Source organism: Amycolatopsis sp. NPDC051371, assembly GCF_040682155.1.
GTDB lineage: Bacteria > Actinomycetota > Actinomycetes > Mycobacteriales > Pseudonocardiaceae > Amycolatopsis.
This window is the reverse complement of sequence record NZ_JBFBAG010000010.1, coordinates 101,728-128,296: the sequence shown is the minus strand read 5'-3', so window position 1 is coordinate 128,296 and position 26,569 is coordinate 101,728. Positions and strand designations below refer to the sequence as shown.

General features: G+C 70.5%; 26 protein-coding genes and 1 pseudogene. 16 read left to right on the top strand and 11 right to left on the bottom strand.

Annotated elements, in window-relative coordinates; genetic code table 11:
* Positions 1–86 precede the first annotated feature (86 nt).
* On the top strand, positions 87–1,544 hold the full coding sequence (locus tag AB0M59_RS15320) for a DHA2 family efflux MFS transporter permease subunit (RefSeq protein ID WP_364614577.1): 1,458 nt from the start codon (positions 87–89) through the stop codon (positions 1,542–1,544).
* A gap of 12 nt (positions 1,545–1,556) precedes the next feature.
* A complete protein-coding gene (locus tag AB0M59_RS15315) occupies positions 1,557–2,468 on the top strand; it encodes an NADP-dependent oxidoreductase (protein WP_364614574.1) in 912 nt (303 codons plus the stop codon).
* 63 nt (positions 2,469–2,531) lie between these two features.
* Here the strand turns inward: AB0M59_RS15315 and AB0M59_RS15310 are convergent, their stop codons facing one another.
* Together AB0M59_RS15310 and AB0M59_RS15305 are read right to left on the bottom strand one after the other, a co-directional pair.
* The gene (locus tag AB0M59_RS15310) at positions 2,532–3,314 is read right to left on the bottom strand and encodes an endo alpha-1,4 polygalactosaminidase (RefSeq protein ID WP_364614571.1); all 783 of its coding nucleotides are present in this window, start codon (positions 3,312–3,314) and stop codon (positions 2,532–2,534) included.
* 273 nt (positions 3,315–3,587) lie between these two features.
* Complete coding sequence (locus tag AB0M59_RS15305; RefSeq protein ID WP_364614568.1) at positions 3,588–4,439, bottom strand: DeoR/GlpR family DNA-binding transcription regulator; 852 nt, start codon at positions 4,437–4,439, stop codon at positions 3,588–3,590.
* A gap of 383 nt (positions 4,440–4,822) precedes the next feature.
* Here AB0M59_RS15305 and AB0M59_RS15300 point away from each other — a divergent pair, with 383 nt between their 5' ends.
* The 6 genes and pseudogenes from AB0M59_RS15300 to AB0M59_RS15275 all read left to right on the top strand — a co-directional run.
* Complete coding sequence (locus AB0M59_RS15300; RefSeq protein WP_364614565.1) at positions 4,823–5,962, top strand: SIS domain-containing protein; 1,140 nt, start codon at positions 4,823–4,825, stop codon at positions 5,960–5,962.
* Complete coding sequence (locus AB0M59_RS15295) at positions 5,959–6,915, top strand: BadF/BadG/BcrA/BcrD ATPase family protein (RefSeq protein WP_364614562.1); 957 nt, start codon at positions 5,959–5,961, stop codon at positions 6,913–6,915. Before AB0M59_RS15300 ends, AB0M59_RS15295 begins: the two co-directional genes overlap by 4 nt.
* Positions 6,916–6,931: 16 nt before the next feature.
* Positions 6,932–7,891 (top strand): DMT family transporter, encoded by a 960-nt coding sequence (locus AB0M59_RS15290; protein ID WP_364614559.1) that lies wholly within the window; start codon positions 6,932–6,934, stop codon positions 7,889–7,891.
* Complete coding sequence (locus AB0M59_RS15285; protein ID WP_364614556.1) at positions 7,888–8,841, top strand: hexose kinase; 954 nt, start codon at positions 7,888–7,890, stop codon at positions 8,839–8,841. Before AB0M59_RS15290 ends, AB0M59_RS15285 begins: the two co-directional genes overlap by 4 nt.
* The gene (locus tag AB0M59_RS15280; protein ID WP_364614553.1) at positions 8,838–9,671 is read left to right on the top strand and encodes a class II fructose-bisphosphate aldolase; all 834 of its coding nucleotides are present in this window, start codon (positions 8,838–8,840) and stop codon (positions 9,669–9,671) included. Before AB0M59_RS15285 ends, AB0M59_RS15280 begins: the two co-directional genes overlap by 4 nt.
* Before the next feature lie 41 nt (positions 9,672–9,712).
* Positions 9,713–10,122 (top strand): annotated as a pseudogene (locus AB0M59_RS15275) (LuxR C-terminal-related transcriptional regulator); the annotation flags it as partial.
* Positions 10,123–10,218: 96 nt separating this feature from the next.
* Here AB0M59_RS15275 and AB0M59_RS15270 read toward each other — a convergent pair.
* Entirely contained in the window at positions 10,219–10,401 is a 183-nt protein-coding gene (locus AB0M59_RS15270; RefSeq protein WP_364614550.1) for a hypothetical protein, read from the bottom strand.
* A gap of 284 nt (positions 10,402–10,685) precedes the next feature.
* Between AB0M59_RS15270 and AB0M59_RS15265 the strand changes: the two genes are divergently transcribed.
* Positions 10,686–11,096, top strand: a complete 411-nt coding sequence (locus AB0M59_RS15265) for an Lsr2 family protein (protein WP_364614547.1) — start codon at positions 10,686–10,688, stop codon at positions 11,094–11,096.
* Positions 11,097–11,280: 184 nt separating this feature from the next.
* Here AB0M59_RS15265 and AB0M59_RS15260 read toward each other — a convergent pair whose 3' ends face one another.
* Complete coding sequence (locus AB0M59_RS15260; RefSeq protein ID WP_364614544.1) at positions 11,281–12,582, bottom strand: DUF3592 domain-containing protein; 1,302 nt, start codon at positions 12,580–12,582, stop codon at positions 11,281–11,283.
* Positions 12,583–12,751: 169 nt separating this feature from the next.
* Here AB0M59_RS15260 and AB0M59_RS15255 point away from each other — a divergent pair, with 169 nt between their 5' ends.
* Positions 12,752–13,273 (top strand): DinB family protein, encoded by a 522-nt coding sequence (locus AB0M59_RS15255; RefSeq protein WP_364614541.1) that lies wholly within the window; start codon positions 12,752–12,754, stop codon positions 13,271–13,273.
* A gap of 27 nt (positions 13,274–13,300) precedes the next feature.
* Here the strand turns inward: AB0M59_RS15255 and AB0M59_RS15250 are convergent, their stop codons facing one another.
* Genes AB0M59_RS15250 through AB0M59_RS15235 form a run of 4 tightly spaced genes read right to left on the bottom strand, consistent with a single transcriptional unit; the run spans position 13,301 to position 16,653 of the window.
* Positions 13,301–14,275 (bottom strand): LLM class F420-dependent oxidoreductase, encoded by a 975-nt coding sequence (locus tag AB0M59_RS15250; protein WP_364614539.1) that lies wholly within the window; start codon positions 14,273–14,275, stop codon positions 13,301–13,303.
* A 23-nt stretch (positions 14,276–14,298) separates the two neighbouring features.
* The gene (locus AB0M59_RS15245; RefSeq protein ID WP_364614536.1) at positions 14,299–14,934 is read right to left on the bottom strand and encodes an NAD(P)-binding domain-containing protein; all 636 of its coding nucleotides are present in this window, start codon (positions 14,932–14,934) and stop codon (positions 14,299–14,301) included.
* Positions 14,931–15,887 (bottom strand): NAD-dependent epimerase/dehydratase family protein, encoded by a 957-nt coding sequence (locus AB0M59_RS15240; RefSeq protein WP_364614533.1) that lies wholly within the window; start codon positions 15,885–15,887, stop codon positions 14,931–14,933. The genes AB0M59_RS15245 and AB0M59_RS15240 overlap by 4 nt, the downstream gene beginning before the upstream one ends.
* A gap of 43 nt (positions 15,888–15,930) precedes the next feature.
* The gene (locus AB0M59_RS15235) at positions 15,931–16,653 is read right to left on the bottom strand and encodes an SDR family oxidoreductase (RefSeq protein ID WP_364614530.1); all 723 of its coding nucleotides are present in this window, start codon (positions 16,651–16,653) and stop codon (positions 15,931–15,933) included.
* 119 nt (positions 16,654–16,772) lie between these two features.
* Between AB0M59_RS15235 and AB0M59_RS15230 the strand changes: the two genes are divergently transcribed.
* Entirely contained in the window at positions 16,773–17,705 is a 933-nt protein-coding gene (locus AB0M59_RS15230; protein ID WP_364614527.1) for a LysR family transcriptional regulator, read from the top strand.
* 10 nt (positions 17,706–17,715) lie between these two features.
* Here the strand turns inward: AB0M59_RS15230 and AB0M59_RS15225 are convergent, their stop codons facing one another.
* Complete coding sequence (locus AB0M59_RS15225; protein ID WP_364614524.1) at positions 17,716–18,468, bottom strand: alpha/beta hydrolase; 753 nt, start codon at positions 18,466–18,468, stop codon at positions 17,716–17,718.
* Positions 18,468–18,836 (bottom strand): DUF1330 domain-containing protein, encoded by a 369-nt coding sequence (locus AB0M59_RS15220; RefSeq protein ID WP_364614521.1) that lies wholly within the window; start codon positions 18,834–18,836, stop codon positions 18,468–18,470. The genes AB0M59_RS15225 and AB0M59_RS15220 overlap by 1 nt, the downstream gene beginning before the upstream one ends.
* A gap of 85 nt (positions 18,837–18,921) precedes the next feature.
* Between AB0M59_RS15220 and AB0M59_RS15215 the strand changes: the two genes are divergently transcribed.
* From AB0M59_RS15215 to AB0M59_RS15205, 3 genes are all read left to right on the top strand, one after another.
* Positions 18,922–19,524, top strand: coding sequence for a TetR/AcrR family transcriptional regulator (locus AB0M59_RS15215; RefSeq protein WP_364614518.1), 603 nt, complete (start codon positions 18,922–18,924; stop codon positions 19,522–19,524).
* A gap of 80 nt (positions 19,525–19,604) precedes the next feature.
* A complete protein-coding gene (locus AB0M59_RS15210) occupies positions 19,605–20,027 on the top strand; it encodes a DUF6292 family protein (protein WP_364614515.1) in 423 nt (140 codons plus the stop codon).
* An 830-nt stretch (positions 20,028–20,857) separates the two neighbouring features.
* Positions 20,858–21,190: a helix-turn-helix domain-containing protein gene (locus AB0M59_RS15205; RefSeq protein ID WP_364614512.1), complete on the top strand. Its 333-nt coding sequence runs from the start codon at positions 20,858–20,860 to the stop codon at positions 21,188–21,190.
* A 31-nt stretch (positions 21,191–21,221) separates the two neighbouring features.
* On the opposite strand, the gene AB0M59_RS15200 is transcribed toward AB0M59_RS15205, so the two are convergent.
* Positions 21,222–22,067, bottom strand: a complete 846-nt coding sequence (locus AB0M59_RS15200) for an oxidoreductase (protein ID WP_364614509.1) — start codon at positions 22,065–22,067, stop codon at positions 21,222–21,224.
* 123 nt (positions 22,068–22,190) lie between these two features.
* Here AB0M59_RS15200 and AB0M59_RS15195 point away from each other — a divergent pair, with 123 nt between their 5' ends.
* Together AB0M59_RS15195 and AB0M59_RS15190 are read left to right on the top strand one after the other, a co-directional pair.
* Complete coding sequence (locus AB0M59_RS15195) at positions 22,191–23,030, top strand: helix-turn-helix transcriptional regulator (RefSeq protein ID WP_364614506.1); 840 nt, start codon at positions 22,191–22,193, stop codon at positions 23,028–23,030.
* A gap of 92 nt (positions 23,031–23,122) precedes the next feature.
* Positions 23,123–26,569, top strand: a complete 3,447-nt coding sequence (locus tag AB0M59_RS15190) for a ricin-type beta-trefoil lectin domain protein (RefSeq protein WP_364614503.1) — start codon at positions 23,123–23,125, stop codon at positions 26,567–26,569.

The window sequence follows — 26,569 nt, the reverse complement described above, 5'->3', positions numbered from 1 at the left end:
GCACCTTACCCGTCAACACTTGACTTACCGGTGATAAGTTAATATAACAGCGATAAGTCAAGCTCGCGAACGATCGAAGGTCCCCCATGCACTCCGAAGCCGGCCCGAACCGGTGGCTCGCGCTCGTCGTCCTCAGCCTGGCCCAGCTGACGGTCATCCTGGACTCGACGATCGTCAACATCGCCCTGCCCACCGCGCAACGCGATCTGGCGTTCTCCGACGACAGCCGCCAATGGGTGGTGACGGGCTACGCACTCGCCTTCGGCAGCCTCCTGCTCCTCGGCGGCCGGCTTTGTGACCTCTACGGCCGGAAACGCCTGTTCGTCATCGGCATGATCGGGTTCGCGGCCGCCTCGGCCCTCGGCGGAGCCGCGGGAGGGTTCGGGCTGCTGCTGATCGCCCGGATCGCGCAAGGCGCGTTCGCCGCCGTGCTCGCCCCGGCCGCGCTGTCGATGGTGTCGGTGACGTTCGCCGACGACGCGGCCGAGCGCGGCCGCGCGTTCGGCGTGTTCGGGGCGATCTCCGGCGCCGGCGGCGCGCTGGGGCTCCTGCTGGGTGGCGTGCTCACGCAAAACCTGTCGTGGCGGTGGTGCCTGTACGTCAACGTCGTCATCGCGGTGATCGCGATCGCGGGCGCGCTGGTCTTCCTGGTCGACCGGCCCCGCCCGGAGCGGACCCGGCCGGACTTCGCGGGCACCGTCCTCGCCCTGCTCGGCCTGTTCGGGATCGTCTACGGCCTCGGCAACGCCGCGTCCGTCGGCTGGGCGGACTTCCGGGCACTGGGCCCGGCGGTGTCCGGCGTGCTTCTCGTCGTCGCGTTCGTCCTGGTCGAACGTCGTGTCCGTGACCCGCTGCTGCCGTTGTCGGTGGTCCTGGACCGGGACCGGGGTGCGTCCTACCTGACGATCGGGATCTCGGGCACCGGCGGCTTCGCGGTATTCCTGTTCGTCACGTTCTACCTGGCCGAAACCCTGCACTTCACGCCGGTTGAGAGCGGCTTGGCGTTCCTTCCCATGGTCGTCCTGGTGATGGTGGGCGCGGTGTTCTCCGGCGCGGTGCTGCTGCCGCGCATCGGGCCACGCCCGATCGTCCCGGCCGGCAGTCTCCTCGCCGCGGCCGGCATGGTCCTGCTGACCGGCATCGACGCGGACTCGACCTACGCCGGGGGCGTGCTGCCGGCCCTGCTCGTCATTGGCCTGGGCCTGGGGATGGTCTTCGGACCGGGCCAGAACGCCGCGACCAGCGGCGTGCTACCGCACGAGACCGGGGTGGCGTCCGCGATGGCCACCATCACCCAGCAGGTCGGCGGTTCGATCGGGCTGGCCGTGTTCAGCTCCCTCGGCGCCACCGCGACGGCGCACTACCTCACCGCCCACGCCGCGACGGCGAACGACCCCGCCACCGTCGCGCAAGAGACCTTCGCGGGCTACCACTTCGTGTTCTGGATCGCGGCCGCGCTGTTCCTCGCCGGCGCCGTGCTGTCCGCCGGCCTCTTCCGCAGCGGCGCACTTCCCGTCAACCCCGAACCCGTTCTCACCCATTAGGAGACGACCGCCATGAAAGCAGTGCAGTTCAAGCGGTACGGCGGCCCCGAGGTCCTCGAAATCACCGCCCTGCCCGACCCGCACCCCGCCCCCGGCCAGGTCCGGATCCAGGTCCGGGCGGCCGGGATCAGCGCCAGCGACCCGAAAATGCGCCGAGGCGAACTCAGCTTCGGCGCCGCCCTGCCCCAAACGACGGGTGCCGACGTCGCCGGCATCGTCGACGAGATCGGCGAAGGCGTCACCGACGTCGTGGTCGGCGACCGCGTGTTCGGCATCTCCGACGACCAAGCCGCCGCCGCCGAATACGCGCTGCTGAGTTTCCGGGCGACCATCCCGCCGTCGCTCGGGTTCGTCGACGCCGCCGGCCTCCCCGTCGCCCTCGAAACCGCCACCCGCGGCCTCGACCAGCTCCACGTCACCACCGGAACCACCCTGTTCCTCAACGGTGCCTCCGGCGGGATCGGCAGCACCGCCGTCCAGCTCGCCGTCGCCCGCGGCGCGCGGGTGATCGGCGCCGCCAGTGCCCGCAACAGCGGTTACCTGACCCTGCTGGGCGCGGAACCGGTGACCTACGGGGACGGCATGGCCGACCGGGTGCGCGCCCTGTCCCCCGGCGGTGTCGACGTCGCGCTCGACGTGGCCGGCAACGGAATCCTGCCCGAGCTCATCGGCCTCACAGGTGATGCGAAGAACGTGATCACCCTCGCCGACTTCGCCGGCGCCGAGCAGCACGGCGTGCACTTCAGCAACGGGTTCGCCGACGGCCACGCCTTCCACGCGCTGGCCGGGATCGGCGAGCTGATCGAAGCCGGCAGGTTCTGGCTGCCGGTCGAGCGGACCTTCCCCCTGGCCGACATCGCCGAAGCCCACCGCGTCAGCGAAACCGGTCACGTGCGCGGGCGGCTGGTCCTGGTCGTCCGGTGAACTGGGACTCCTGGCGGGTGCCACTGCTCCGCCTCGCTCGAGACGGAGCAGCGGCACCGGCGATCAGCAGGTGCGGCGGACGTAGCCGCTTTCCCCGGCGGGGACCACGTCCACGTCACGCCGGACGATGCTGATCGTGCCCTTCCACGAGGCACACGCCTTGCTCAGACCGGAGTTCGTGTACTCGACGTCGATGACCCGGTTCCCGAACGGACCGGTGTACGCGTCGCACTCGGTGTACTGGCCGCACTCTTCCGCCACCGCGAAGTCCAGTCCGTTCGCGCCGCGGTTGCCGGCCAGCTCCGGGGTGTTCTTCTGGGCGATGGCCAGCCCCTTCGTGTGGGCGTGACTCGACAGCAGCTTGATGTAGTCCTGGGCCTGAGTCGTGGTGATCAGGTTCTTCGACCGCGAATAGCTGTCGTAGTTGTCCGGCTCGATGGCCTGGAACCCCTTGGCCGCACAGCTGTCGATGATCCCGTCGATCTTCGCGGCGACCCGGGTGCGCTTGTCCGCGGTGCGGATGTCGAGCAGGGTCTCCTTCCAGTCCGGGTCGATGACCTTGTTGCCGTTGGCGTCCCGCAGGAGCAGATCGCTGCTCCACTCGCCGTCGAGACCCGGGTTGATCTGGAAGGCGTTGATGTAACAGATGTTGTACAGCCCGCTCGCCGCCGAGGCCGAGTTGTCGCGGCTCACGATCTTGACGCCGGAGGGCGGCGGGTACGCCCCGCCGATCTGGTAGTCCCACGCCGCGGCGGGCGGTGGCAGCGTCACCGCCGCCGAAGCCGTACCCGCCACCGCCACCAACCCGGACGCCGCCAGGGCCGCGGCCGTGAGAGCGGTCGCCATCCGGGATTTACGATCGTGCGAGAGTTTCTTCACTCAGGACTCCACAGGATCAGGCACACCGATTCCCCAGCGGAACGGCATGCGGGAACGGACCACCGGCGACTGCCGCCCGATCGACGCGGGCTCGGCGTCCGGCTGGACTGTGACCCGTGCAACATAAGCGGCCGGTCGGAAACCGTCAAACAATCGCGCACGCGCGATGTTCGTTTTCGGGAGGGCGGTCTGCCGCAACCGGTCGTGAGTGGGAAACCGGGTTCTAACCCGGTTTCCCACTCACGACCGGCTTCCCGGCCCGGCCGTTCTCCCCGAAAGGCCGTCGACCACCGTCACCCGCACCCCGGCCGCGCGGATCGCGGCGACCGCTTCCTGGTCGGCCGTCGAATCCGTGATGAGCTCGTGGATTTCGCCGACGTCCGCGATCCGCGCCAGGGTGCGCCGGCCCGGCTTGCTGCCGTCGGCCACGACGACCACCCGCTGCGCCCGGCAGAGCATCGCCCGGTTGGTCCGCGCCTCGTTCTCGTCGTGCGTGGTGAGCCCACCCGCCGCGTCGATGCCGTCGACCCCGATGAACGCCGTGCCGATGTTGATGGACGCCAGGACCTGCTCCGCCCACGGCCCGACCAGCTCGTAGGAGCGCGGCCGTGAGACGCCACCGACCACCACCAGCTTGACCCGCGGGCGCAGCACGAGGTCCATGGCCGTGTTCAACGCGTTGGTGACGACGGTGAGGTCCGCGCGCTGGGGCAGTTCTTTCGCCAGCGCCGCCGTGGTCGAGCCACCGGTCAGCCCGATCACGTGCGGCTCCGCCGGAAGCCGGCGGACCGCCTCGCGCGCGATCGCCCGTTTCGCCTCTCGCGACCGGGATTCCCGGTAACGGACCGGCAGTTCGTAGTCCACGTCCTGGGCCAGGGCACCGCCGTGGGTCCGGGTGAGCAGCCGCTGCTCCTCCAGCGAGGTGAGGTCCCGGCGCAGCGTCGCCTCGGACACCCCGAACCGGCGGGACAGGTCGCCGACGTGCAGCGAACCCGACTGGCTGAGCTCGTGCAGGATCTGCGCCATGCGCTCGGGACGGGCGAGACGGCCGGGACGGCGCTTCTCCGCGGCGGCAGCGGTGGGAGTGCTCATGGTTCTCACGGTACTGGCATTTCGCGCAAATGCGCGCATCGCCCATGTTCGTTCTCGTCACGCATGGTGACGTCTCCACGTCCACACAGGACGATCATGGTCCGCGATGATGCGATCGGTGCGGCGTAACGCGCCGGCGTCCCCTCCTGACGCGCTCGATCGGGAAACGAACATCCGCGATGCTCGTTTGCGCGGCAGCTCTTGCCTGGCGATCGCGCGGACGCGTAGGAAAGGGATATCCGCCGGTCAGCGGGACCCCGGACAACCTGGCGCCGCAGGAACTCAGCCGGCGAAAGCGCTCTCTGCGCATCGATGACCCAGTACCGCCCGTCCCCCGGCACCTCGAGCCGTGGGAGTCGTCGGAGACCGAAAAGGTGAAGTTCGTGGCAGTGGAAGAGAAGCAGTGGGGCACCAGCCGCACCGCAGTCGAAATCCGGCAGCAGCCCGAAGCCTGGCGCCGGGTGGCCCGGGTTGTGGCGCACGCCCGTTCCGACGTCGACCGGCTTCTCGGTGAAGCACTGGCGGACCCGCGGACCAGGATCGTCCTGACCGGCGCGGGCACCTCGGCGTTCGTCGGTCAGGTCGTGGCGCCGGACCTCAGCCGGCACCTCGGCCGGCAGGTCGAGGCGATCGCGACGACCGACATCGTCGCCGATCCGCGCTCGGTGGTCGCCGGCGACCGGCCCCAGCTCCTGGTGTCGTTCGCCCGCAGCGGCAACAGCCCCGAGTCGGTCGCGGCGGCCGACCTCGTGGACCGGCTGGCGCCGGCCGCGCACCACCTCGTCATCACGTGCAACGCGTCGGGCGAACTCGCCCGCCGCTGGTCGGACGCCAAGAACGCGGTCGTGCTGACGCTTCCCTCGGAACTCAACGACCGGGGTTTCGCCATGACCTCGTCCTTCACGGGCATGGTCCTGGCCGCCCTGCTGAGCCTGGGCCCCGAGGTCGACGTCGAGGCCGCGGCGCGCGCGGCGTCGGTCGTGCTGGACACCGCGGCGAGCCGGGCCGCCGAGGTCGCCGCGGCCGAGCCGGCCCGCCTGGTCTACCTGGGCTCCGGTGCCTTGAAGGGACTGGCGATGGAGGCCGCGCTCAAGTGCCTCGAGCTGACCGCGGGCGCGGTCGTCGCGGTGAGCGATTCGTCACTGGGGTTCCGCCACGGCCCCAAATCCATTCTGGACGCGCGGACCACCGCCGTCGTCTTCCACTCGGCAGACCCCTACACCAAGAGCTACGACGAGGACATCACCCGCGAGCTCGTGCGGTCCCTCGGCCCGGACCGGGTGATCGCCGTCGGCGTCGCGGACGAGGCGCCGGGCGGTGCCCGCGGCTGGCCGATGCCCGGCACGGCCGGCTGGCCGGACGCCCTGCGGGCGGTGGTCGCCGTCATCCCGGCGCAGGCGATCGCCCTCGCGTGTTCGGTCGCCAGGGGACTCGAACCCGACAACCCCTTCCCCGGCGGCGAGGTGAACCGCGTCGTGCAGGGCGTCGTCATCCACGATTTCGCACCATCGGCGGAGGTATGACCATGTTCCTCGGAGTGGACGGCGGCGGCACCAAGACGGCGTTCTGCCTCATCGACGCGCACGGAGCCGTGCTCGCCGAAGCGCGCACGGCCAGCATCTACTACCTCATGCAGGGTATCGACATCGTCGAGCCGTTGCTGCGCCAGGGAATCGACGAAGTCTGCGCCACCGCGGGCGTTTCGCCCACCCGGCTGTCGTACGCCTTCTTCGGAATCCCTTGCTACGGCGAGATCAGCGCCGACGTCCCCGTGCTCGACGAGCTGCCCGGCCGGATCCTGGGGGCGGTCGGCTACGCGTGCGGCAACGACATGATCTGCGGCTGGGCCGCGTCACTCGGCGGTGCCGACGGGATCAACGTCGTGGCCGGGACCGGCTCGATCGCCTACGGCGAGAACCGGGGACGCCGGTGGCGGGCCGGTGGCTGGAGCGAGCTCTTCGGCGACGAGGGCTCGGGGTACTGGGTGGCGGTCAAGGGACTCGCCGCGTTCAGCCGGATGAGCGATGGGCGCGAGCCGGCCGGTGTCCTCGCCGACGAGATGCGCGCCGAGCTCGGCCTGGCCACCGATCTCGACGCCATCGACGTCGTCGTCAACCAGTGGCACGGGGACCGCGGGAAGATCGCCGGCCTGAGCAAGGTCGTCACCCGCGCCGCCGACGCGGGCGACCCCCTGGCCATGGAGATCCTGCGCGAGGCCGGCCGGGAACTCGCGCTGCACGTCGACGTCGGGGCCGGTGCGCTCGGTTTCGGGGCTGCCGAGACCGTGCCCGTCTCCTACTCCGGCGGCATGTTCGGCATCCCGCACGTGCTGGACGCCTTCCGCGAGGCGCTCGCGCGCGGCCCGCGCGACTACGACCTCCGCGAGCCGCTGCTGCCCCCGCACGTCGGCGCGGCCGTCTACGCCGCCCGGCTCTCCGGCCACACCTTCGCCCCCGACCGGGTTCCCGGCCGCTGACCTCGAGAGGTTTGCCATGACGACACCGAATCCGCCCGCCGGCCCCGTCCACCGTCGCTCCGCCTGGATCCCCTACGCCGGCCTGCTGGTGCTGTTCTGGGGTGTCTGGGGCGCTTTCTCCAGCCTCCCGACGTCGCTCTACAAGTACCCCGACCCGATGGTCTACGTGATCTGGTCGGTCACGATGCTCATCCCCGCCTACTTCTCGCTGCGCGGGCGGAAGATCGACCGCCGCCCGATCGCCGCGGTGTACGGGCTGCTGATCGGGCTGACCGGGGCCGGCGGGCAGCTGGTGCTGTTCAAGGCGCTGACCATCGGCCCGGCCTACATCATCTTCCCCATCGTCGCGCTGTCGCCGGCGATCACGGTCCTGATGGCGTTCGGTGCCCTGCGCGAACGGCTCAGCGCGCTGAGCTGGATCGGCGTCGGCCTCGCCCTCGTGTCCATCGTCCTGTTCTCGATCTCCTCCGGGGACACCGAAGAAGCCACCGGCCCGTACCTGCTGCTGGCGATCCTGGTGTGCGTCGCGTGGGGCGTGCAGGCGTACTTCATGCGCAAGGCCGCGGTCGTCGGGGTCAACGACGCGACGACGTTCGGCTGGATGACCGTCAGCGGCCTGCTGCTGATCCCGGTCGCGCTCGTCATGATGGGCGGCCTGCCGCTGTCGTTCCCCTGGCAGGCGCCCGCGCTGACCGCGATCACCCAGCTGCTCAACGCGGTCGGCGCGCTCTTCCTCGTGATGGCCATGAGCCGGGGCAAGGCCTCGATCGTCGCCCCGGTCACGAACGCGCTGGCGCCGGTCCTGACCATCGTGCTGTCGCTGATCGTCTTCCAGACCCTGCCGACCGGCTTCCAGATCGGCGGGATCGTCCTGGCGCTCGTGGGGTCCTCGCTCATGGTCTACAGCTCGGAGAAGACCGGCGAGGCCCCCGCCGTCACCCCGGTCACCGCCGATCCGCCGGGTTCGGTGTCGTGACCGCGCGCATCCTGACGGTCACGCTGAACCCGGCCATCGACGTCACCTACCGGATCCCCGCCCTCGAATCGGGTACGACGATTCCCGTCACGGATGTGCGGACGCGCGCCGGCGGGAAGGGGGTGAACGTCGCCTCGGTCGTGCGGCGGCTCGGCGGCGACAGCCTGGTGCTCGCGTTGGCCGGACTCGCGCAACCGGACGAGTTCCGGGCCGGCCTGGAAGAACTCGGTCTCCCCCACCGGCTGGTGCCCGCGTGCGCAGCGGTCCGCCGGACCGTCGCCGTGGTCACCGACGACGGCACGACGACGAACCTCCAGGAAGCGGGCACCGAGGTGGCGACCGGTGCCGAGGCCGAGATCACGGCCGTCCTCCGCGGCGAACTGGACGCCGGTGCCGGCGCGGTCGTCATCTCGGGCAGCGTCCCGCCCGGGCTCGCCGCCGAGGTCCCCGCCCGGCTGGTCGCGGTGTGCGCCGGGTACGGCGTCCCGGTCATCGCCGACGTCTCCGGCGCGGCGCTGCGCGCGGTCGCGACGGCCGGCGCCGTGCTCATGCCCAACCGCGACGAACTCGCCCAGTTGCTCGGAACACTCCCCCGGTCCGGTCGGGACGTCGCGGCCGCCGGTCGCCGGCTGGTCGCCGGCGGTGCCGCGGCGGTCGTGGCCACCGTGGGCGAGGACGGCGTGCTCGCCGTGACGCCGGCGGGTGCCTGGAGCGCACGGCCGGTGGAAGTGGTCACGGGAAACCCCACCGGCGCCGGGGACGCCGCCGCCGCGGCACTGGCCCGGCACCTCGCGGCCGCCGGCTCGGTGTCCGAAGTGGACTGGCCGGCCGCCCTCGCGGACGTGGTCGCGACCTCGTCGGCCGGCGTGCGGGAACCGGTCGCCGGCGAAATCGACGTCGAAGCCAGAGCCGGCTGGCTCGGCGCAGTCACCGTGAAGGAGACCGAATGAACGCGGACGCCCCGACCGTCTTCGCCCGGACGCGAGACGAACCGCGAGCCGTCGGCGCGTTCAACGCGATCCTGCTGGAACACGCGGAGGCCATCGTGGCCGGCGCGGAGAAGGCGGCCCTTCCCGTCATCCTGCAGATCTCCCAGAACGCGATCCGGTACCACGGCTCGCTCGAACCGTTCGCCGTCGCGTGCCTGCGCCTCGCGGCCGGCGCGTCGGTGCCGGTCCTGGTCCACCTCGACCACATCGAAGACCGGCGCCTGGTCGACGAGGGGCTCGCCCTCGGGATCCGGTCGATCATGTTCGACGCCGCGACCCTGAGCTACGAAGCCAACGTCGCCGGCACACGGGAAGTGACCGAGCAGTGTCACGCCGCCGGCTGCTGGGTGGAGGCCGAACTCGGGGAGATCGGCGGCAAGGACGGTGCGCACGCACCGGGCGTGCGCACCGATCCGGACGAGGCCGCCGGGTTCGTCGCCGCGACCGGCGTCGACTCGCTCGCCGTCGCCGTCGGCTCCTCGCACGCCATGGCCGGCCGCGACGCCGTGCTCGACGACGAGCTCATCGGCGCCCTGGCGGAGGCGGTCCCCGTTCCGCTGGTCCTGCACGGTTCCTCGGGAGTCCCCGACGACGGCATCCGGCGAGCGGTGGCCAACGGCATCGCGAAGGTGAACATCGGCACCCGGCTGAACCAGGTGCTCACCGGGTCGGTCCGCGCGACGCTGGCCGAACGGGCCGACCTCACCGATCCCCGCCGCTACCTGGCCCCCGGGCGCGACCAGGTCCGTGACGAGGTGGCCCGGCTCTTGTGCCTCCTCCGGGGTACGTGACGATCCGGGATCAGCCGGCCGGGGGCGGGGAGATGACGGGAGTGCCCCCGACCTTCACCGACGAGGGCCTGCGGGCCGCGATCGCCGTCCGGAAGCGGATTCCGGGCCTGCCCGTCGTGGTGCTCTCGCAGTACGTCGAGCAGCTCTACGCCCGGGAACCGCTGTCGGACCACGCGGGAGCGGTGGGCTACCTGCTCATCGCGCCACCGACCCCGTGCTCCTGGAGCTGCGCGGGCGCGAGCACGAGGTCCTCGCGCTGATGGCCGAGGGCCGCTCCAACGCCGCGATCCCCGCCCGGCTGTTCGTCACGGAGAAGGCCGTCAGCAAACACATCGCCGCCGTCTTCACCAAGCTCGGGCTGGGGCTTTCCGAAAACCACCATCGCCGCGGCCTCGCTGTCCTCGCGTACTTGGAGAGGCCGGTCGAGACCGGTGGGGCGACATCCCGATAGTCCCGCCCGCACCAGATCACACTCCGCAAGTGTGCCCGCGCCCGCCCCGGAATTTCCGGCACACCACGAATCAGCACCTGAACAGCGAAAACCGGTTCATCCGTCGCGAAGTTGTTCATCACCGGCGGCACCGATTTCGTCACCGTCCGCTGAGCCGGCGGTACGCGCGATCGACAGGAATTCACCGAACAGGCCGGTCGCGAACTCCGGTACTGCTCCGAACAGCCCAGAACCGAAACCGGTACCAGGTGCTCGATCGATCTGCGTCGCCGAGCGCATGGGCCAGTCAATGCAACGGATCGTCCCGACAGACAGGCAAAACGGCCGGCGGGACCTGCAACTTGCAGATCCGCGTTGCCGCCTGGCGTCTTTTCCGGCTTCGCGGTGGCTTCTCCTCCCGCGGATCCCGATTCATCTCAGGCACGCGCGGCGGCGACCTATTTGATTCGAGCTGCCGACAACGAGGAGAAATTTCCGTCCCGCGAGGGTTGTGTATACACTCCACAGAGGAGCGCGGAATCGGTGCGCTCACGTACTGGTATATACCGCGCCAAGGAGCAGGAATGGCCCAGAAGGTCCTCGTCGAGATGCTCGACGACATCGACGGCAGCCCCGCCGCCCACACGATCCCGTTTTCCCTCGACGGCGTCACCTACGAGATCGACCTTTCCGACGACAACGCCGCCGCCCTGCGCGACGAACTCGCCCGCTTCATCAGCGCCGGCCGCCGCACCGGCGGCCGCAAGGTCCGCGTCGCGACCGGCCAGTCGACCACCACTGCGTCCGACCGCGAACGCAACCAGCAGATCCGGGCGTGGGCCAACGCCAACGGCTATGACGTGTCGGAGCGAGGACGGCTCTCCTCCGAGGTGATCACCGCCTACGAGCAGGCCCAGGTCGCCGAAGCGGAAGCACCCGTGAAGGCGCCGCGCAAGCGCGCCCCGCGCAAGAAGGTCGCCGCCGCCGGCAAGTGACGACGACGGCTGATCACCGGGGAGAGATCACCGCGGTCATTCCGTCGGCGACGAGGAAACGTCACCCTCGTCGCCGACGGCCACTTCTCCCCGCACACACCGGATCTCGACGTCCGGGGACGCCACCGTGGTCCACTGTGGACCGAGAATGGCCCTCCCACCCTCGCGACTGCCGCCCGGGTGGTCATTTCTCCTCCAGCGCCGCCCGTATCCGGGTGAAGTAGATCTGCGCGAGCGGGACGGGCGCGAGCGAGCCCACCAGCCCGACGAAGAACAAGGGCCACACCAGGTCCAGCTCCACCAGCACGACCACGGCCGCGATCAGCACGGCGTACCAGGCCGCCATCGCGATCAGGAATCGGCGCAACTTGCGTTTCACGAACGCCGTCTGCTCCGGATCTTCCGGGATGGGCGCCGCCGCCGCCTTCGCGCCGGTCCGCGTGGTCAGCGCGTAGGCCGGGACCGCGTAGGGCGGCTTGCGCCAACGTCCGTGCGGGAAGAGGACCACCATGTCCCGGTCGGTGCCGCCGATCCAGGCCCGCCGGTTCGGCTGGTGCTTCATCGGCACCGAGCCGTGTGACGACGTGGCCGCGCGCAGCGTGATCCGGGTGCCGTCGCGGTAGTCGACCTCGATGTCCGGCAGGTGCCTGCCCTTTCGGACCGGGTAGTCCGGCACGACGGTCACCGACGCGATCCGCCAGCCGGTGCCGAAGACCGCGCGGTGGCGGCGCCGCCAGTTCACCGCGGCGATGACCGAAAGCACGAGCCCGCTCACCCCGGCGATCGTCCCGGCCACCAGAACCCACGTCCAGGTCTGGTCGTCGTTGGTTTCGTCCGGCGTGCGCACCCGATCGGGGTCGGCCTTGTCGTAGATGACCGTGATCTGCTGCCCCTTGGTGTACGGCCGGCCGGAATCCCAGACGATGTCGGCGAACCGGAGATCGCCGTAGCCCACCGGATACGCGACGTGGATCGTGTCCTCGCCCCGGCTGTGCTTGTGGACGCCGAGCACCTCGCCGGTCACGCGCGCACCGGTCTTCAGCAGGCGGTCGGCCGACGCGCTCATCACGGCGAATCCCGCGACGACCCCCGCGAGCACGGCCATCCACACGAGCACGAAGCCCACGGAGCGCAGCCACAACGGCCGCAACCGGGCGGTCTCGGCGTCGAGGTCGACCTGTCCCTCGCCGTTGCGTTCGGTCAGCGCCGGCAGCCAGTGCTCGTGCTCGGCGACCAGCGCGGCGCGCCGCCGGTCGTGCCGCCGCCCGAGGGCGACGCAGCCGAGCATCAGTGCGGCGGCCAGAACGAAGACCATGATCTCGCCCGCGAGCTCGCCGCCCTCGAAGACATATCCGGGCGCGGTCAGCGCGTAGGCCGTCCCCGCCGCGTCACCGAGCGCGGCCAAGCCGAAGACGATCGCTCCGGCCAGAAAGGTGTTCTGCCACCGGCGGTGCTTCGTCGCATCCCGGTCCATCCCCAGCGTCATCGCCTCAGCGTAGACCCGGAAAACCCGCCGTGACCTGCGATCAAGCAGACACCGGAAGGAGGCAACCGACCGGGCTCGCCAAGCGTGCAAGGGGGCAATGCCCACCGGGTGAGGTATCGAATCCGCGGCATTCGACACGCCCGTTCACCGCGGGGCGCACACTGGACGGGTGGACAAGCAAGCCGTTCACGACGAACTCGAGCGAGCGCGCCAGGACTTCCACGAACTCCTCGCCCGGGCGGACGCGGACGCCCTCCGCCGGCCCAGTGACGGGACCCGCTGGACCAACCGGCAACTGCTGTTCCACATGCTGCTCGGCTACCTGATCATCCGCGCACTGCTGAACCTCGTCCGCCTGTTCGGACGGCTCCCGGACGCGGCCAGCCGCCGCTACGCGAAACTGCTCAACGCCGGAACCAAGCCGTTCGACGTGGTGAACTTCGCCGGCTCCTGGCTCGGCGGCAGCGTCCTCCCGCGGCGCTGGATGCTGACCCTGTTCGACCGCACCACCGCGGCCCTGCACCGCCGCCTCGACGGGGAAACCGACACCAGCCTGGCCCGCGGAATGCACTACCCGACCCGCTGGGACCCGTTCTTCCAGGACCACATGACCCTGGCTGACGTCTACCGCTTCCCCACCCGGCACTACGACTTCCACCGCCGCCAGCTGACCCTTCCCGGCTGCGACTGAACACCGCCACGTGGCCGCGAAAGTGACTCAATCGCCGACCGGGTGACGCGATGGCGACCAGGATTTCGCTTCGGCGATCGCGTCTTGGCAGATTTCGTACAGCCGGCTCGCGAGATCCAGCTGGGTCCGCAGGTTTTCGGCTCCCGGTACGGAATTCAGGTCGAAGAAGACCTCTTCGACGCCCGCCGCCGCGAGCCGGTGGATATCCGATGAGATCTGGTTCCAGCTGCCGGTGGCGAATTGGCGTCCACCGTCCGGCAGGTCCGCGTCGCCCGGGGCGAGTTCGACGTTGGCGCGGACGACGGTGGGCAAGCCGGTTCGGCCGTTGCTTTCGGCCGCGAGCCCGACGAGACCGATCATCTCGAGGAGGTTGTCGAGCGGGACGGCGGCGGCGGTGAATCCGTCGGCCAGCCGGCCCACGCGGTCCAGCGCCTTCGGCGTGAACCCGCCCATCACGATCGGCAGTGGGTCCTGGACGGGTTTGGGACCGATGATCGACGCCGGGATGGTGTGGTATTTCCCGGAGAACTCGACCGGATCGGGACCCCAGACCGCCCGCAGCGCCCGGACGGTTTCTTCGGTCACCTTGCCGCGTTCGTGAAACGGCGCCCCGGCGGCTACGAACTCGTCGACCGACCAGCCGAGCCCGACACCCAGCATCACCCGCCCGTGGGACAACTGGTCCAGGGTCGCGACCCGGCGCCCCAGCAGCACGGGGTTGTGGAAGGGCAGGATGAGCACGCTGAGCCCGAGCCGGATCCGGTCGGTGACGGCGGCCACGTAGGTCAGGACGGTCAGATGCTCGAAGATCCGTTTCGTCTCCGGCGCGAGCTTGCCGTCGGGCCTGCCCGGGTACGGCGTTTTCGGGTTGACGGGGTAGAGCGTCCGGTCGAGGGTCCAGAGGGAATCCCAGCCGTTCCGCTCGGCGGACAGCGCGAATTCCCGGATGTTCTCAGTGGTTGCCTGCTCTCCCAGGTGCGGAAGAGCCAGTCCGATCTTCATGGTTTCCGTTCCGTTGCCGCGTTTCAGTGAAGGATGGTGACGCCGAGGGAGAAGTCGTAGTGCTGCACACCGTGCCTGCCCAGGCCCATCATCAGCAGGCCCGCTTCCTCCAGCCGGCGCGCCATGTCCAGCGGGCCGGCGTCGAACGGGCGCAGCCCGATGCTCTCGGCGAACGCCGACACGGCCGCCTTGGCCCGCGCGTCGTCGCCCGCGATGAACACGTCCAGCGGTCGCCCGTCCGCCGGACCGGCGGTCAGGACAGTGGCGAAGAGAGTGTTGAACGCCTTGACGACGGGCGCGTCCGCGGGGGCGACCTCGGCGATCTCCTGGGTGGCGGAGCTGCCGTCCGGGCTGACGAGTCCGGTGAAGCCGGGCGCGAAGGGGTTGGTGATGTCGACGATCACCTTGCCCGCCAAGGCATTCCCGTACTGGCTGACGATCTGCGCGGAGCCGCTGTAGGACACGGCGAGGATGACGATGTCCCCGGCCGGGACGGCACCGAGCGTCCCCGTCGTGGCGCCGCTGCCGAGTTCCCGGGCCAGTTCGGCGGCTTTGGCCACGTCGCGGCCGATGACTTCCACGGTGTTGCCGCCCTTGAGCGCGAGGCCCCCCAGTGCGCGGGCCATGCTTCCGAGACCGATGATGCTGATGCTGCTCATGGTGTTTCCTGCTTTCCGCAGTCGGGGTTGAAGGTGAGCCAGGCCGCGGCGACGGTGGCGAGCGCCTGGTCGCGGGTGATCACCGGGCGGTAGCCGAGTTCTTCCACCGCTTTGCCGGTTTTCAGGGTGCACTGCTGGGAGAAGAACCAGAACAGCGGCGGCGGCACGTTCGCGCGGGCCGTTTCGAGATCCAAGTCCGGGATCCGGAGATCGACTTTGTAGAGCTGGAACTGCTTTTCGAGGAACGAGCGCATCTCGACCGGCTCGCGATCAGTGATGAAGTAGGCCTCGCCAGGCCGCCCGCGCTGCCAGCCGAGGACCAGGCCTTCGACGACGTTGTCGATGTAGGTCACGTCGGTGGGGAACCGGCTGCCTTCGATCCAGGCGAACGTGCCGTTCCGCGCGGCTCGCACGATCGCGTCGATCAAGTTGCTTCCCGGGCCCCACACGAACCTGGGCCGGATGACCACGGTCGCGAGCTGCTCGTCGGAGGCGGCGGCCACGAGCTGTTCGGACTGGGCCTTCGCCGCGCTGTAGGCCGCCGGTGAGTCCGGCCGCAGCGGCGCGGTCTCGTCGACGTCGATCAGCGGCGGGCCGGCCAGCAGCGCCGCCTCTGATCCACAGTGGACGAAATGCGCGGCCCCGAGGCGGCGTGCGCCTTCGAGGGCGGCCCGGGTGCCATCCACCGTCACGCGCTGGTGCTGCTCCGGGTCCGCCGCGACATCGGTTTCCGCGGCGAGGTGGAAGACCACGTCGCAGGCGTCGACGGAAGCGGTCCAGCTTTCCGGTTCGAGCAGCTCGCCGCGGACTGCCCGGGCGCCGGCGTCTTCGACGGCACGCGCCGAGACGTCGCTGCGTGCCAGTGCCGAGACCGTGTGGCCGTCGGCGACGAGACGGCGGATCAGGGCGTTGCCGATGAAACCCGAGCCGCCGGTGACGAACGCGGTTGCCATGGTGGTTCTCTTTCCTGTCGGGGGGCGGTACCGGTCGCCGGGGTCAGGCCCAGCGCCCGCCGCCGTCGACGTGGAGGGTCTCGCCGGTGATGAACGGGTTGGCCAGCACGGCGAGGGCGGCGGCCGAGACGTCGGACGGCTCCCCGACCCGGCGTGCCGGTACGGAGGCGGCGACGCGCCGGAACAGCTGTTGCTTGTCGGGAACCGTGGTGTCCCAGGCACTCGTGGTGATCACGCCGGGCGCGATGACGTTGACACGAGTGGGTGCCAGCTCCACCGCGAGGGCGGCCGCGAGCGTGCTCACGCTGCCGTTGGTGGTCGCCATCACGACGCCTCCCGGAGCCGGCCGCCAAGCGGCCAGGCCGGAGAAGAACAGCAGCGAGCCGCTCTCCGCGATCAAGGGGGCGAAGTGTTCGGCCAGCAGGATCGGGCCGACGACCTTGGCGTCGAAGGCCGCGAGCAGCGCACCGCGTTCCAACGAGCCGATCGGCCCGTTGGCCCGCGCCGCGGCGACACTGACGAGGTGGTCGATCCCGTCCGCGAACCGACCCGCGGCCGCCTGGATCGAGCCCTCGTCCGCGAGGTCGAGGGCGGTGGCCTCGACGGTGTCCCCGACGGCCTTCGCCGCGATGGCGGTCTTTTCGAGGTCCCGGCCCGCGAGCGTGACCCGCGCCCCCTCCTCGAGCAGGTCGGCGGCCAAGGCGGCGGCGATGTCCGAACCGCCTCCCACGAGCAGGACAGCCTTGTCCTTCAACGAATACGTCATCGGATGCTCCTCCGGTGGGGCGCGGGACGCGCGGTGTGTCTGCGTGTCCAACCTCGGTCGCGGAACAGCGATTCCCGTCTTAGGATCGATATAAATTCGAGTTATGATAACTTTTTCTTATGCCCAGCTTGAGAGCGCTCGAGTGCCTGATCGTCGCCGCCGATCTGGGGTCGGTGACCCGCGCCGCCCGGCACCTCCATCTTTCGCAGCCCGCGATCTCCCATCAGCTGGCCGCTCTCGAACGGGAAGCCGGGACCGCACTTCTGATCCGCGACCGCCGCGGGGTCCGCCTCACCGCGGCCGGGCGTGCGGCGCTGCCCGAAGCGCACCGGGCCGTGGCGGCCGCGGACGACGCCATCCGGCTGGCCCGCGCCGTCGGGCAGGGCGTCGGCGGCACCATCCGGGTGGTGTACGCGCAGAGCCTCACGGTGCCTTTGCTGGCACCGGTGCTGGCCCGCTGGAGCCTCGACCGCCCCGACGTCACGCTCTCCCTCCACGAGAGCGCGGACCTGGAACGGAGCTTCGCCATGCTGGAGGCGGGCGAGGCCGATCTCCTGCTGTTCTCCGACCCCGGCGACGCCGGGTTCGAGACGACCACGGTCGCCGAGGAGGAGATCGTCGTGGCCCTCCCACCCCGGCATCCGCTCGTCGCCGCCCACGCCATCCGGACACCGGATCTGCAGGGGCAGCCGTTCGTGGCCTTCGCCCCCGAAAACGGTCTCGGCGGGTGGATCGAGAGCCGCCTCGAAGGCCTCGACCTGCGCGGTTCGGTCGTGGTCCGCACCGCGGTGACGACCCACGCGCCCCAGCTGGCCGCGGCCGGACTGGGCGTCACCGTCGTCCCCATCAGTGCCATCGCCGCCGGATTCCCGGGAGTGGTCCGGCCTTTCGACCCTCGCTGGACGCGCCGCCTCGTCGCCATGACCACCAGCCCCCGCGACCCCCTCGTCACCCAGCTGATCGACGACCTTCGCAGCTCCGGCGTACGTGTACCGGAAGACGTCGCACAGCAGCTCGCGTCGGTCGAAAATCAGGCCGCCCTGAACCGGTGAGGATGAGGGCTCAGCGGATCGTCCGCCAGAACTCGGTCAAGGCCGCGGCGCCGCGGGCGGGATCCTCGGTCATCCACCAGTGACCCAGACCGTCGAGCACCGCCACCCGTGCGCCCGCGCGTGCGGCCGCCCGACGGCGTTGCTCCTCGGTGCCCACGACGTGGTCGGCGGTGGCCAGGATGGCCAGTCCCGGCCGGGCCGCCGCACGTTCCAGCTCCAGCCCGAGACCGGGGACGCCGGCTTCGGCGGCCGATCGGTAAAGAGTGAGCACAGTGCGGCCCATCGCCTCGTCCTGACCTTCCGCGACGCGGGCGGCGACCGGCGGGCTCATCCCCCGCTCCACGAGCACCGCCGTGCGCTGCTCGGCCGTCCCGCCGAACCGGGCCGCGACGTCGGCTTCGCCCACACCCGGCGTCTGCCACCGGCGAGCCAGCTCGTGCCATTCGTACCCCGGGTCGTAGACCCCGAGCACGTCGCTGACCCAGCTGCGGACGAGCTCCGGGCGGCTCAGTACCACGTTCACGACGTGCCCGCCACCCAGGTCGTGACCCACCAGGTCGACCGGCTCGCCGAACGCCACCAGCTCCTCGACGAGCCAGTCCCGGTAGTCCGCGTGGGTGGCGCCGAACCCGGCGGTCAGCGGCGCGCCGAAGCCGGGCGGGGAAAGGCAGAGCAGGTCGGACCGGACGGCAGCCAGCTCGGCCAGCAGCGGCTCCCACACCGCCGCCGTCTCGGGGTTGCCGTGGACGAAGACCGCGGGCATCAGAGCCCGACCGGGGTGGTCGGCTGCAGGACCGACTCCACCAGCGCTTCGCTGCGCAGGTGAGCGACCGCCTGGTACTCGGGGTCGCGGATCATGTCCGCGAACGCCTTCCGGTCCGGGTAGCGGACCAGCACCACCATGTCCCAGGCCTGCCCGTCCTCGGCGACGAGCGCCCGGCCGCCGTTGCCGAGGTACTCCACCGCCAAGCCGTAGCGGGCGTTGATCGCACCGCCGAGGGCCTCGGCGTAGCGCTGGTAGCTTTCGCGGCCGCCGTCCGGGCGGAACCGCAGCAGGTTGAGCATCACGACCGGGCCGCCCGGGTCGTCGGCGAGCAGGGCGTCGAGCTCGCGGTCGTCGATTTCGATCATCAGAACCTCCACAGGTCGAGTTGACTGACGCCACACTACACATACTTGTTGGCCGACACGCAAATTACTTTGCTAGACTCGGTCCATGACGACCACCCGCCGCACCCAGCAGGAACGCCGTGACCAGGCCGAAGCCGCACTGCTGACCGCCGCCGCCGAACTGGTCGTCGAACAAGGCGTGCGCTCACTGACCCTCGCTCGCGTCGGAGAGCGCGCCGGCTACAGCCGCGGCATCGTCACCCACCACTTCGGCGCCAAGCAGGCGCTGGTCGAACGGCTCGCCCGCGCCACCCAGGCCGGGTTCGTGCCCGGCCTCGACGACCTGCCGCCCGGCCTCGACCGCCTGCTGCGGCTGATCGACGGCTACCTCGGCGAACTCGGCCGGATCGGCGTGTTCAACCGGGCTTTCCTGCTGCTGTGGACCGAAGCGGCCACCCAGCCGGACCTGGCCCCGATCTTCCGCGAACGCGATACGGCCTTCCGCGCCGACCTGAGCGACGACGTCGAGGCCGGCATCGCGGACGGCACCATCGACCCCGGCGTCAGCCCCGCCGAAGTCGCCATCGCCGTCGTCGGCCAGCTCCGCGGGATCGCCCTGCAACGGCTGCTCGACCCCGAGATCGTCGACACCGAGCGGCTGCGCCGCAGTGTCACGGGTTACTGGCGCCGGGCCCTCAGCCCGAGGTGACTCTTCGTGCGCCGACCTCCCACGATCCGCTCCAGCCGGCCGCCCGGCACGCCGATCGGAGGCCCTCTAGCGTGGCGAGCATGGAACACCCCGAACCCGACACCCGAACCCTCGAACGCGGCCTGAGCGAATACGCGCGGGCAGTCGCGGCCGCAGTCGGCGTCCCGGACGAAAGCACCACGGTCGAGATCAGCGACACCGCCACCGCCTACCTCGGGCTGCCCCGGCGCTGGCTCGACCGGCCCGACCACGACGTCATGCTGGTGTGGAGCGAACGGCGCGGGTGGTCGCTCGCCGTCGAAACCGACCCCACCGACGACCTGGTCGTCATCGCGCACCAAGGCGGCGACGACCTCGTGCCGGCCCCCGACGCGGTAGCGCGGTTCGTCGCCGACACCGTCGCCGGACGCCACGTCGGCCAGGAGGACCCCGGCCCGGTGGCCGCCGCGACCCGCAAATCGCTGGCCGAGCGGCTGAAGCCCTACCTCCCGCAACCGCAGTGACCGGGACCGCCGAAGTGGTCGTCATCGGCGGCGGACACCCCGGCACCACCTGCTCGGAGCCGGCCGGTGGCCGAGCCGCGGCTCGGCGTAGTCCGGGCGTTCACCTGCGACTCCGCAAGGTGACGCACCTCGTTCGGGTCAAGCAGTAAATCTATGGCGGCCGGATTAGACATTCGGGGCCGGGTGTGTGTAGAGTTCTCCTCGTACCGAGAGAGACAACGTCAAACAGGCGCGGGAGAAGACGTAACTACCCGCGAAGTGAGACAAGCGGTCAGGCAGCACGGGGCCAATCAGTGAACAGGTCCCGGCTGGTGACCGGAGCAGTGCACGACGTGGGCGCAGGTCGAATGCCCGCGAGAGCAAGGAAGTACGCAGTAACCAGGTAGTCCGCAACATCAGCAGTACCCGCAGTTGAACAGATCGCAGTAGGCAGTAGAAAAGCCAGGTGGCCGGGACCGATCACAGTAAGGGGTTCCGGGCAGTGGCCCGCGGTAGCACGCGCGCTGGGGCCGATCGGTGAAAGGGCTCCCGCCGGTGACGACCGCGACAGCAGCACCCAGCAAGAAGAACACACCGAAGAGAAGGGAAAGGGCACATCATTGGATCGCCCGCAGCGGCCGAGCAGCAACGCCGCGCGGGTACCGCAGTCCCATCAGATTGGCAGGTGGTTCTCGGTTACGAATAAGCGATCCTTGCCTCGTCCACCTCTCGACCGGACGACGCGAGTACACGAAGCCGGCGGTCGCGCCGGTCGACAATGGTGAAACCCAACCCCGGGGACCCCGGGTGCCGTGCGCGGCACCCGGGGTCCCTCATGCTGTGGAGGCCACATGATCCCAGACCAACACCACCCGGCCGCCCCCAGACCGGCCGGCAAGTTCGACGACGAGCACTACCCCGCCTACACCACAGGCCGGGCCGCGGACATGCTCGGCGTCACCCAGAACTTCCTGCGCAGCCTCGACGAAGCCGGCCTGATCCAACCCCAACGCTCCACCGGCGGGCACCGCCGCTACTCCCGCCACCAACTGCGCACCGCCGCACGCGTACGCCACCTCGTCGACCAAGGCACAGCCATCGACGCCGCATGCCGCATCATCACCCTCGAAGACCAACTCCACGAAGCCCAACGACACAACACCCATCCCCAACCCGCCGGCTGAGCTCGACCCGACCGCCGGCCGGCGAGGATGGTCATCCGGGCACTTCCGTGCTCTCGCTGAGGTTTTCCCAGCGGGCGAAGTCGCGCTGCAGGGCATCGAGCTTCCCGCGGGCGACCTTCAGCGCGGCCGTGCCGAGCACCAGCCGCAACGACGGCTCTTCGGCCTCGAGCACGGTGACGATGGCCTCGGCGGCACGGGCCGGGTCGCCGGGCTGGCTGCCGTACGTGGCCAACGTCGCGTCACGGCGTTTGCCGGCGGTCTCGGCGTAGTCGTCGATACGGATCGGGGACTGCTTCATCGACGGACCGGACCAGTTGGTGCGGAACGCGCCGGGCTCCACAATGGTCACTCCGATGCCCAGCGGGGCCACCTCGGCGGCCAAGGACTCCGACAAGCCTTCCACGGCGAACTTCGTCGCGTGGTAGTAACCGGTCGCGCCGAACCCGGCCAGCCCGCCGAGCGAAGAGATGTTCACGACGTGGCCGGAGCGCCGGGCACGCATGCCGGGCAGCACGGCCTTGGTGACCTCGACCAGACCGAACACGTTCGCGTCGAACAGCGCGCGGACCTCGGCATCGTCACCTTCTTCGACGGCGGCCAGGTAACCGTACCCGGCGTTGTTGACCAGGACGTCGATCCGGCCGAAGACCTCCTCCGCCCGCTTGACCGCGTCGGTGACCTGCTCCGGGCTCGTCACGTCGAGGGACAGCGCCACCGCGCGATCGCCGTGGCGGCCGACGAGGTCCGCGACCGTCTTCGGATCGCGGGCCGTGACCGCCGCCCGCCAGCCGCGCTCCAGCACGTACGTGGCCAGTGCGCGACCGAGGCCGGTCGAACAGCCGGTGATGAAAAAGACCGGGGATCCGGTGAGTGTCATGAGAATTCCTTTCGTCTCCCTGGCACCAGGTTCGGTCGGGCGAACGGTGGCTGCCAGTCGTCCGGTCTTCCTGGGACTGCTGGTACCAGGCAGATCCGGCGCGGCCGGCGCACACTGGCGGACATGGCGAACTCCGAATTCGGGAAGGCGGTGCGGCGCTGGCGCGACCGGGTCTCTCCGGACACCGTCGGCCTCCCCGCCGGCGGACATCGGCGCGCCGCGGGCCTTCGTCGCGAGGAACTGGCCATGCTGGCCGGGATATCCGCCGACTACATCACCCGCCTCGAACAGGGGCGAGCGTCCCACCCCTCGGTCCAGGTCATCGAAACCCTCGCCCGGACACTGCGACTGTCCCGGGTCGAGCGCGAACACCTGTTCCACCTGGCCGAGCTGGCCCCACCCGGCCCCGATGCCGTGCCCGCCTACATCACGCCAAGCGTCCAACGCCTGCTCGACCGGCTCACCGGAACGCCGGTCGCGGTGTTCGACGCGTGCTGGACGCTGCTGGTCGCCAACCCGCCCTACGCGGCGCTGATGGGCGACCAGGCCGGATCGCGGACGCACGAACGCAACGCCGTGTGGCGCAACCTGCTCGGCCCGGGTACCCGGGTCCGCCACACGCCGGAGTCGAGGCGGGCCATGGAACACAGCCTCGTCGCCGACCTGCGCGCCGCCGCGGGCCGCTACCCCGCCGATCGGCAGCTGCGGCGGCTGGTCGCCGAGCTGCGCGCGAACAGCGACCGGTTCGGTGAGCTCTGGGACTCCGGCGCGGTCGCCCACTACGAGTCCGCGCGGAAGATCGTCGATCACCCGCACGTGGGACCGCTGAGCCTGGACTGCGACATGCTCACCGTCGCGGGCAGCGACCAGCGCATCATGGTCTACACCGCCGAGCCCGGCTCGGACGACGCCGAACGCCTGGCGCTGCTGGCCGTGCTGGGCACCCAGGAACTCACCGGCTGACGCGGCGGGATGCTGCATTCGGCGGCTGACTTGTCTTGTGGACAACGTTGACAGTGGTTGCGCCGGGCTCGGAGCGTGGGCGAGGAGTGCACATGTCGCTGAAGACGATCCCCCTGATGACGGCGATCCTGATCACGGTCGCGGGAACCGCGGCCGCACAGGACGCACCGGCCGCCCGGGCGGACCAAGTCGTCGTCCAGGACGGCCACGCGCGGTTCGAAGTGCTGACGCCGACGCTGATCCGGCTCGAGTACGCCGGCGACGACCACTTCCAGGACCAGACCACCTTCACTGCCGCCAGCCGGTCCTTCCCCGCGCCGAGCTACACGACCACGGTGAGCGGTGGCTATCGCGAGATCCGGACCGCGAACCTCACGCTGCGGTACCGGCAGAACAGCGGGCCGTTCACCCGGGACAACACCTCCGTCCAGCTCACGACGACGAACGTCACCGCGACTCCGCTCTTCCCGTCCTACTGCGCCTTCGGCACGGCTTGCGAAGCCGAGAACGGCGTCCCGGGCGGCTCGGCGTCGACCGCCTACGACCACACCGGCAACACCGGTTCGGGGTTCCTCGCCGGGTTCGGCTCCACCGGGGCGGCCCTCACCCAGGACGTCTCCGCCGTGCCCTCGGCCGGGCAGTACAAGCTGACGGTCCGCTACGCGAACGCCCAGGGCGGCGACGGCCAGACCACCACGCGCACCCTCTCGACCACGGTCAACGGCGCGCCCGGACCGAAGTTGTCGCTGCCGCCGACGTCTTCCTGGAACACCTGGGCGACCGCGTCGGTGACGGTCCCGTTCAACGCCGGGACGAACTCCGTCCGCATCGACCGGAAGTCCGGCGACTCGGGCAACGTCAACCTCGACAGCCTCGCCGTCACCACGGCCACGGCGGGCTACCCCACCGCCGACACGTCGCTGCTCACCACCGCCTACGGCGCGGGCCCGAAGTCCGTGCTGGGCGGCTGGGACCGTTCGCTCGACAACCCGGAAGCCGTCCCGACGCCGGAACACCCCGGTCTGCTCGATCGCGACGGCTGGTACCTGCTCGACGACACCCGCTCCGCCGTGCTCAACGCCGACCGGACGATCACCGACCGGCCGTCGCACGGCACGCAGCCCTACCAGGACGGCTACTTCTTCGGCTACGGCAAGGACTTCAAGCACGGCCTGGCCGACCTCAACGCGCTCGCCGGGGGTACCGCGCCGCTGCCGCGCTCCGCCTACGGCGTCTGGTTCTCCCGCTACTTCGCCTACTCCGACAACGACTACCGCACGACGCTGCTGCCGAAGTTCCGGTCGACCTTCACCCCGATCGACTGGCTGGTCGTCGACACGGACTGGAAGTCACCTTCGCAGTGGAACGGCTGGAACTGGAACACCGCGCTCTTCCCCGACCCGCAGGGTTTCCTGAACTGGACGAAGCAGCAGAACCTGGCCGTCTCGCTGAACGTCCACACGTCCATCGCGGGCAACGATCCGCGGTTCGCGGCGGCGAACGCGACAGCGGGCGGCCTGATCCCCGACGGCGGGAACTACGTCTGGGACTGGTCGAACCCGGCGCACCTGCGCTCCTACTTCGACCTGCACAAGCCGTTCGACGCCCAAGGTGTCCGCACGTGGTGGCTGGACTACTGCAGCGGCTGCGGCCGCTCGACCGCCTCGGACCCGGGTGTCGCACCGGACAACTTCATCAACCAGGCGTACGCGGACCACGCGGCGGCACAGGGCTTGCGCGGCTTTTCCTTCGGCCGCATCGGCGGCGCCGAACAAGGCGGCATCCACAGCAGCTACCCGCTCGGCCCGTGGTCGGAGCGCCGGAACACGCTCCAGTTCACCGGGGACACCCCCATGAGCTGGGACATGCTCGCCTACGAAGCCCACTTCACGCCGGACGAAGCGGCCGCCGGGCTCAGCAACGTCAGCCACGACATCGGCAGCTTCCACGGCGGCCACCTGCCCGACGAGCTCTACGCACGATGGCTGCAGCTGGGCACGTTCCAGCCCGTCGACCGGCTGCACTCCGACCACGGCGACCGCCTGCCGTGGGACTACCCGGGCGCGGCGGGCGACAGCGCGGAGAAGTTCCTGCGCCTGCGCGAATCGCTCGTCCCGTACACCTACACCCTGGCGCGTCAGGCGAACCAGACCGGCGTGCCGATCACGCAGCCGCTCTACCTGAATTACCCGGACCAAGACGCCGCCTACACCCACCCGCAGGAGTACCTCTACGGCGACAACGTCCTCGTCGCCCCGATCACCGCGGCCGGCGGCTCGGTGACGGCGTGGATCCCGCCGGGCACCTGGACCGACTACTTCACCGGCACCGTCTACACGGGACCGTCGACGGCGACGATCACCAAGCCGCTGTCGGAGATGCCGGTGCTGGTGAAGGCGGGCGGCATCGTCCCGCTCCGCACGAACTACGTCGACAACGCCGCCGCACCGCTCGACCAGCTCACGCTGAACGTGACCGCGGGCGCCGACGGGACCTTCTCGCTGTACGAGGACTCCGGTGAGGGCGCCGGGGCGTCGTCGACCACCCGGTTCGGCTGGCAGGACTCGGCGAAGACGCTCACCGTCGACCCGGCGTCCGGTACCGCGCCCGCCCGGGCCTACACCCTCCGGCTGGCCAACTCCGCCGCGCCGGCCGCGGTCTCGGTCGACGGTCAGCGGCTGCCCGAGACGGCGTGGTCGTACAATGCCACCTCGCGCACGGTCACGGTGACGACGGCGAGCCTGCCGTCGAACGCCCGGCACACCGTCACGCTGACCGGCAGCGCCGCCGGCAACCCCGCCGCGGGCCAGGTGAGCGGCCGCGGCGGACTGTGCCTCGCCGTCCACAACGGACAGACCGCCGACGGCACGGCGCTGGAGCTGGCCGGGTGCGACTTCTCGGCGGGTCAGCAGTTCGCCCCGCCCACCGCCGGCACGGTACGGGTCCTCGGCAAGTGCCTCGACGTGGCCGGCGGCTCGACGGCCGCGGGGACGCCGGTCCAGCTCTACACGTGCAACGGAACGCCCGCGCAGGCGTGGACCCTGACCACGGCCGGCAAGCTGATGAACTCCGGCCGCTGCCTGGCCGCCACGGCGGCCGGGGACGGGATGCGCCTCGCCGACTGCGCCACCACCACGGACCAGGCGTGGCGCTTCCCGCCCGCACCGGTCACCGGCCCGGCCGGGCTCTGCACCGACGTCGCCGGCGCCTACCCCGCGTCGGGAACGGCGGTGCAGTTGTACGGGTGCAACGGCACTGACGCGCAACGGTGGAGCGCACCGGGTGACAGTTCCCTGCGGACGCTGGGGAAGTGCCTCGACGTCGTCAACGGCGGTACGGCGAACACCACGCCCGTGCAGCTGTGGGACTGCAACGGAAGCCCGGCCCAGCAATGGACCTCGGGCACGGACGGGACGCTGCGCAACGTCGGCTCGGGACGCTGCCTCGACGACCCGGACAACGCCGGCAAGCCCGGCGACCGGCTCCGGATCTACGACTGCAACACGACCACCGCCCAACGGTTCACGCTCGGGTCGTGA

Excerpts from the sequence above, each read along its gene's own strand:
- AB0M59_RS15320 (WP_364614577.1), top strand. The coding sequence starts at position 87 with ATGCACTCCGAAGCCGGCCCGAACCGGTGGCTCGCGCTCGTCGTCCTC.
- AB0M59_RS15315 (WP_364614574.1), top strand. The coding sequence starts at position 1,557 with ATGAAAGCAGTGCAGTTCAAGCGGTACGGCGGCCCCGAGGTCCTCGAA.
- AB0M59_RS15310 (WP_364614571.1), bottom strand. The coding sequence starts at position 3,314 with ATGGCGACCGCTCTCACGGCCGCGGCCCTGGCGGCGTCCGGGTTGGTG.
- AB0M59_RS15305 (WP_364614568.1), bottom strand. The coding sequence starts at position 4,439 with ATGAGCACTCCCACCGCTGCCGCCGCGGAGAAGCGCCGTCCCGGCCGT.
- AB0M59_RS15295 (WP_364614562.1), top strand. The coding sequence starts at position 5,959 with ATGACCATGTTCCTCGGAGTGGACGGCGGCGGCACCAAGACGGCGTTC.
- AB0M59_RS15290 (WP_364614559.1), top strand. The coding sequence starts at position 6,932 with ATGACGACACCGAATCCGCCCGCCGGCCCCGTCCACCGTCGCTCCGCC.
- AB0M59_RS15280 (WP_364614553.1), top strand. The coding sequence starts at position 8,838 with ATGAACGCGGACGCCCCGACCGTCTTCGCCCGGACGCGAGACGAACCG.
- AB0M59_RS15270 (WP_364614550.1), bottom strand. The coding sequence starts at position 10,401 with ATGCGCTCGGCGACGCAGATCGATCGAGCACCTGGTACCGGTTTCGGT.
- AB0M59_RS15265 (WP_364614547.1), top strand. The coding sequence starts at position 10,686 with ATGGCCCAGAAGGTCCTCGTCGAGATGCTCGACGACATCGACGGCAGC.
- AB0M59_RS15260 (WP_364614544.1), bottom strand. The coding sequence starts at position 12,582 with ATGACGCTGGGGATGGACCGGGATGCGACGAAGCACCGCCGGTGGCAG.
- AB0M59_RS15250 (WP_364614539.1), bottom strand. The coding sequence starts at position 14,275 with ATGAAGATCGGACTGGCTCTTCCGCACCTGGGAGAGCAGGCAACCACT.
- AB0M59_RS15245 (WP_364614536.1), bottom strand. The coding sequence starts at position 14,934 with ATGAGCAGCATCAGCATCATCGGTCTCGGAAGCATGGCCCGCGCACTG.
- AB0M59_RS15240 (WP_364614533.1), bottom strand. The coding sequence starts at position 15,887 with ATGGCAACCGCGTTCGTCACCGGCGGCTCGGGTTTCATCGGCAACGCC.
- AB0M59_RS15235 (WP_364614530.1), bottom strand. The coding sequence starts at position 16,653 with ATGACGTATTCGTTGAAGGACAAGGCTGTCCTGCTCGTGGGAGGCGGT.
- AB0M59_RS15230 (WP_364614527.1), top strand. The coding sequence starts at position 16,773 with ATGCCCAGCTTGAGAGCGCTCGAGTGCCTGATCGTCGCCGCCGATCTG.
- AB0M59_RS15225 (WP_364614524.1), bottom strand. The coding sequence starts at position 18,468 with ATGCCCGCGGTCTTCGTCCACGGCAACCCCGAGACGGCGGCGGTGTGG.
- AB0M59_RS15220 (WP_364614521.1), bottom strand. The coding sequence starts at position 18,836 with ATGATCGAAATCGACGACCGCGAGCTCGACGCCCTGCTCGCCGACGAC.
- AB0M59_RS15215 (WP_364614518.1), top strand. The coding sequence starts at position 18,922 with ATGACGACCACCCGCCGCACCCAGCAGGAACGCCGTGACCAGGCCGAA.
- AB0M59_RS15210 (WP_364614515.1), top strand. The coding sequence starts at position 19,605 with ATGGAACACCCCGAACCCGACACCCGAACCCTCGAACGCGGCCTGAGC.
- AB0M59_RS15205 (WP_364614512.1), top strand. The coding sequence starts at position 20,858 with ATGATCCCAGACCAACACCACCCGGCCGCCCCCAGACCGGCCGGCAAG.
- AB0M59_RS15200 (WP_364614509.1), bottom strand. The coding sequence starts at position 22,067 with ATGACACTCACCGGATCCCCGGTCTTTTTCATCACCGGCTGTTCGACC.
- AB0M59_RS15195 (WP_364614506.1), top strand. The coding sequence starts at position 22,191 with ATGGCGAACTCCGAATTCGGGAAGGCGGTGCGGCGCTGGCGCGACCGG.
- AB0M59_RS15190 (WP_364614503.1), top strand. The coding sequence starts at position 23,123 with ATGTCGCTGAAGACGATCCCCCTGATGACGGCGATCCTGATCACGGTC.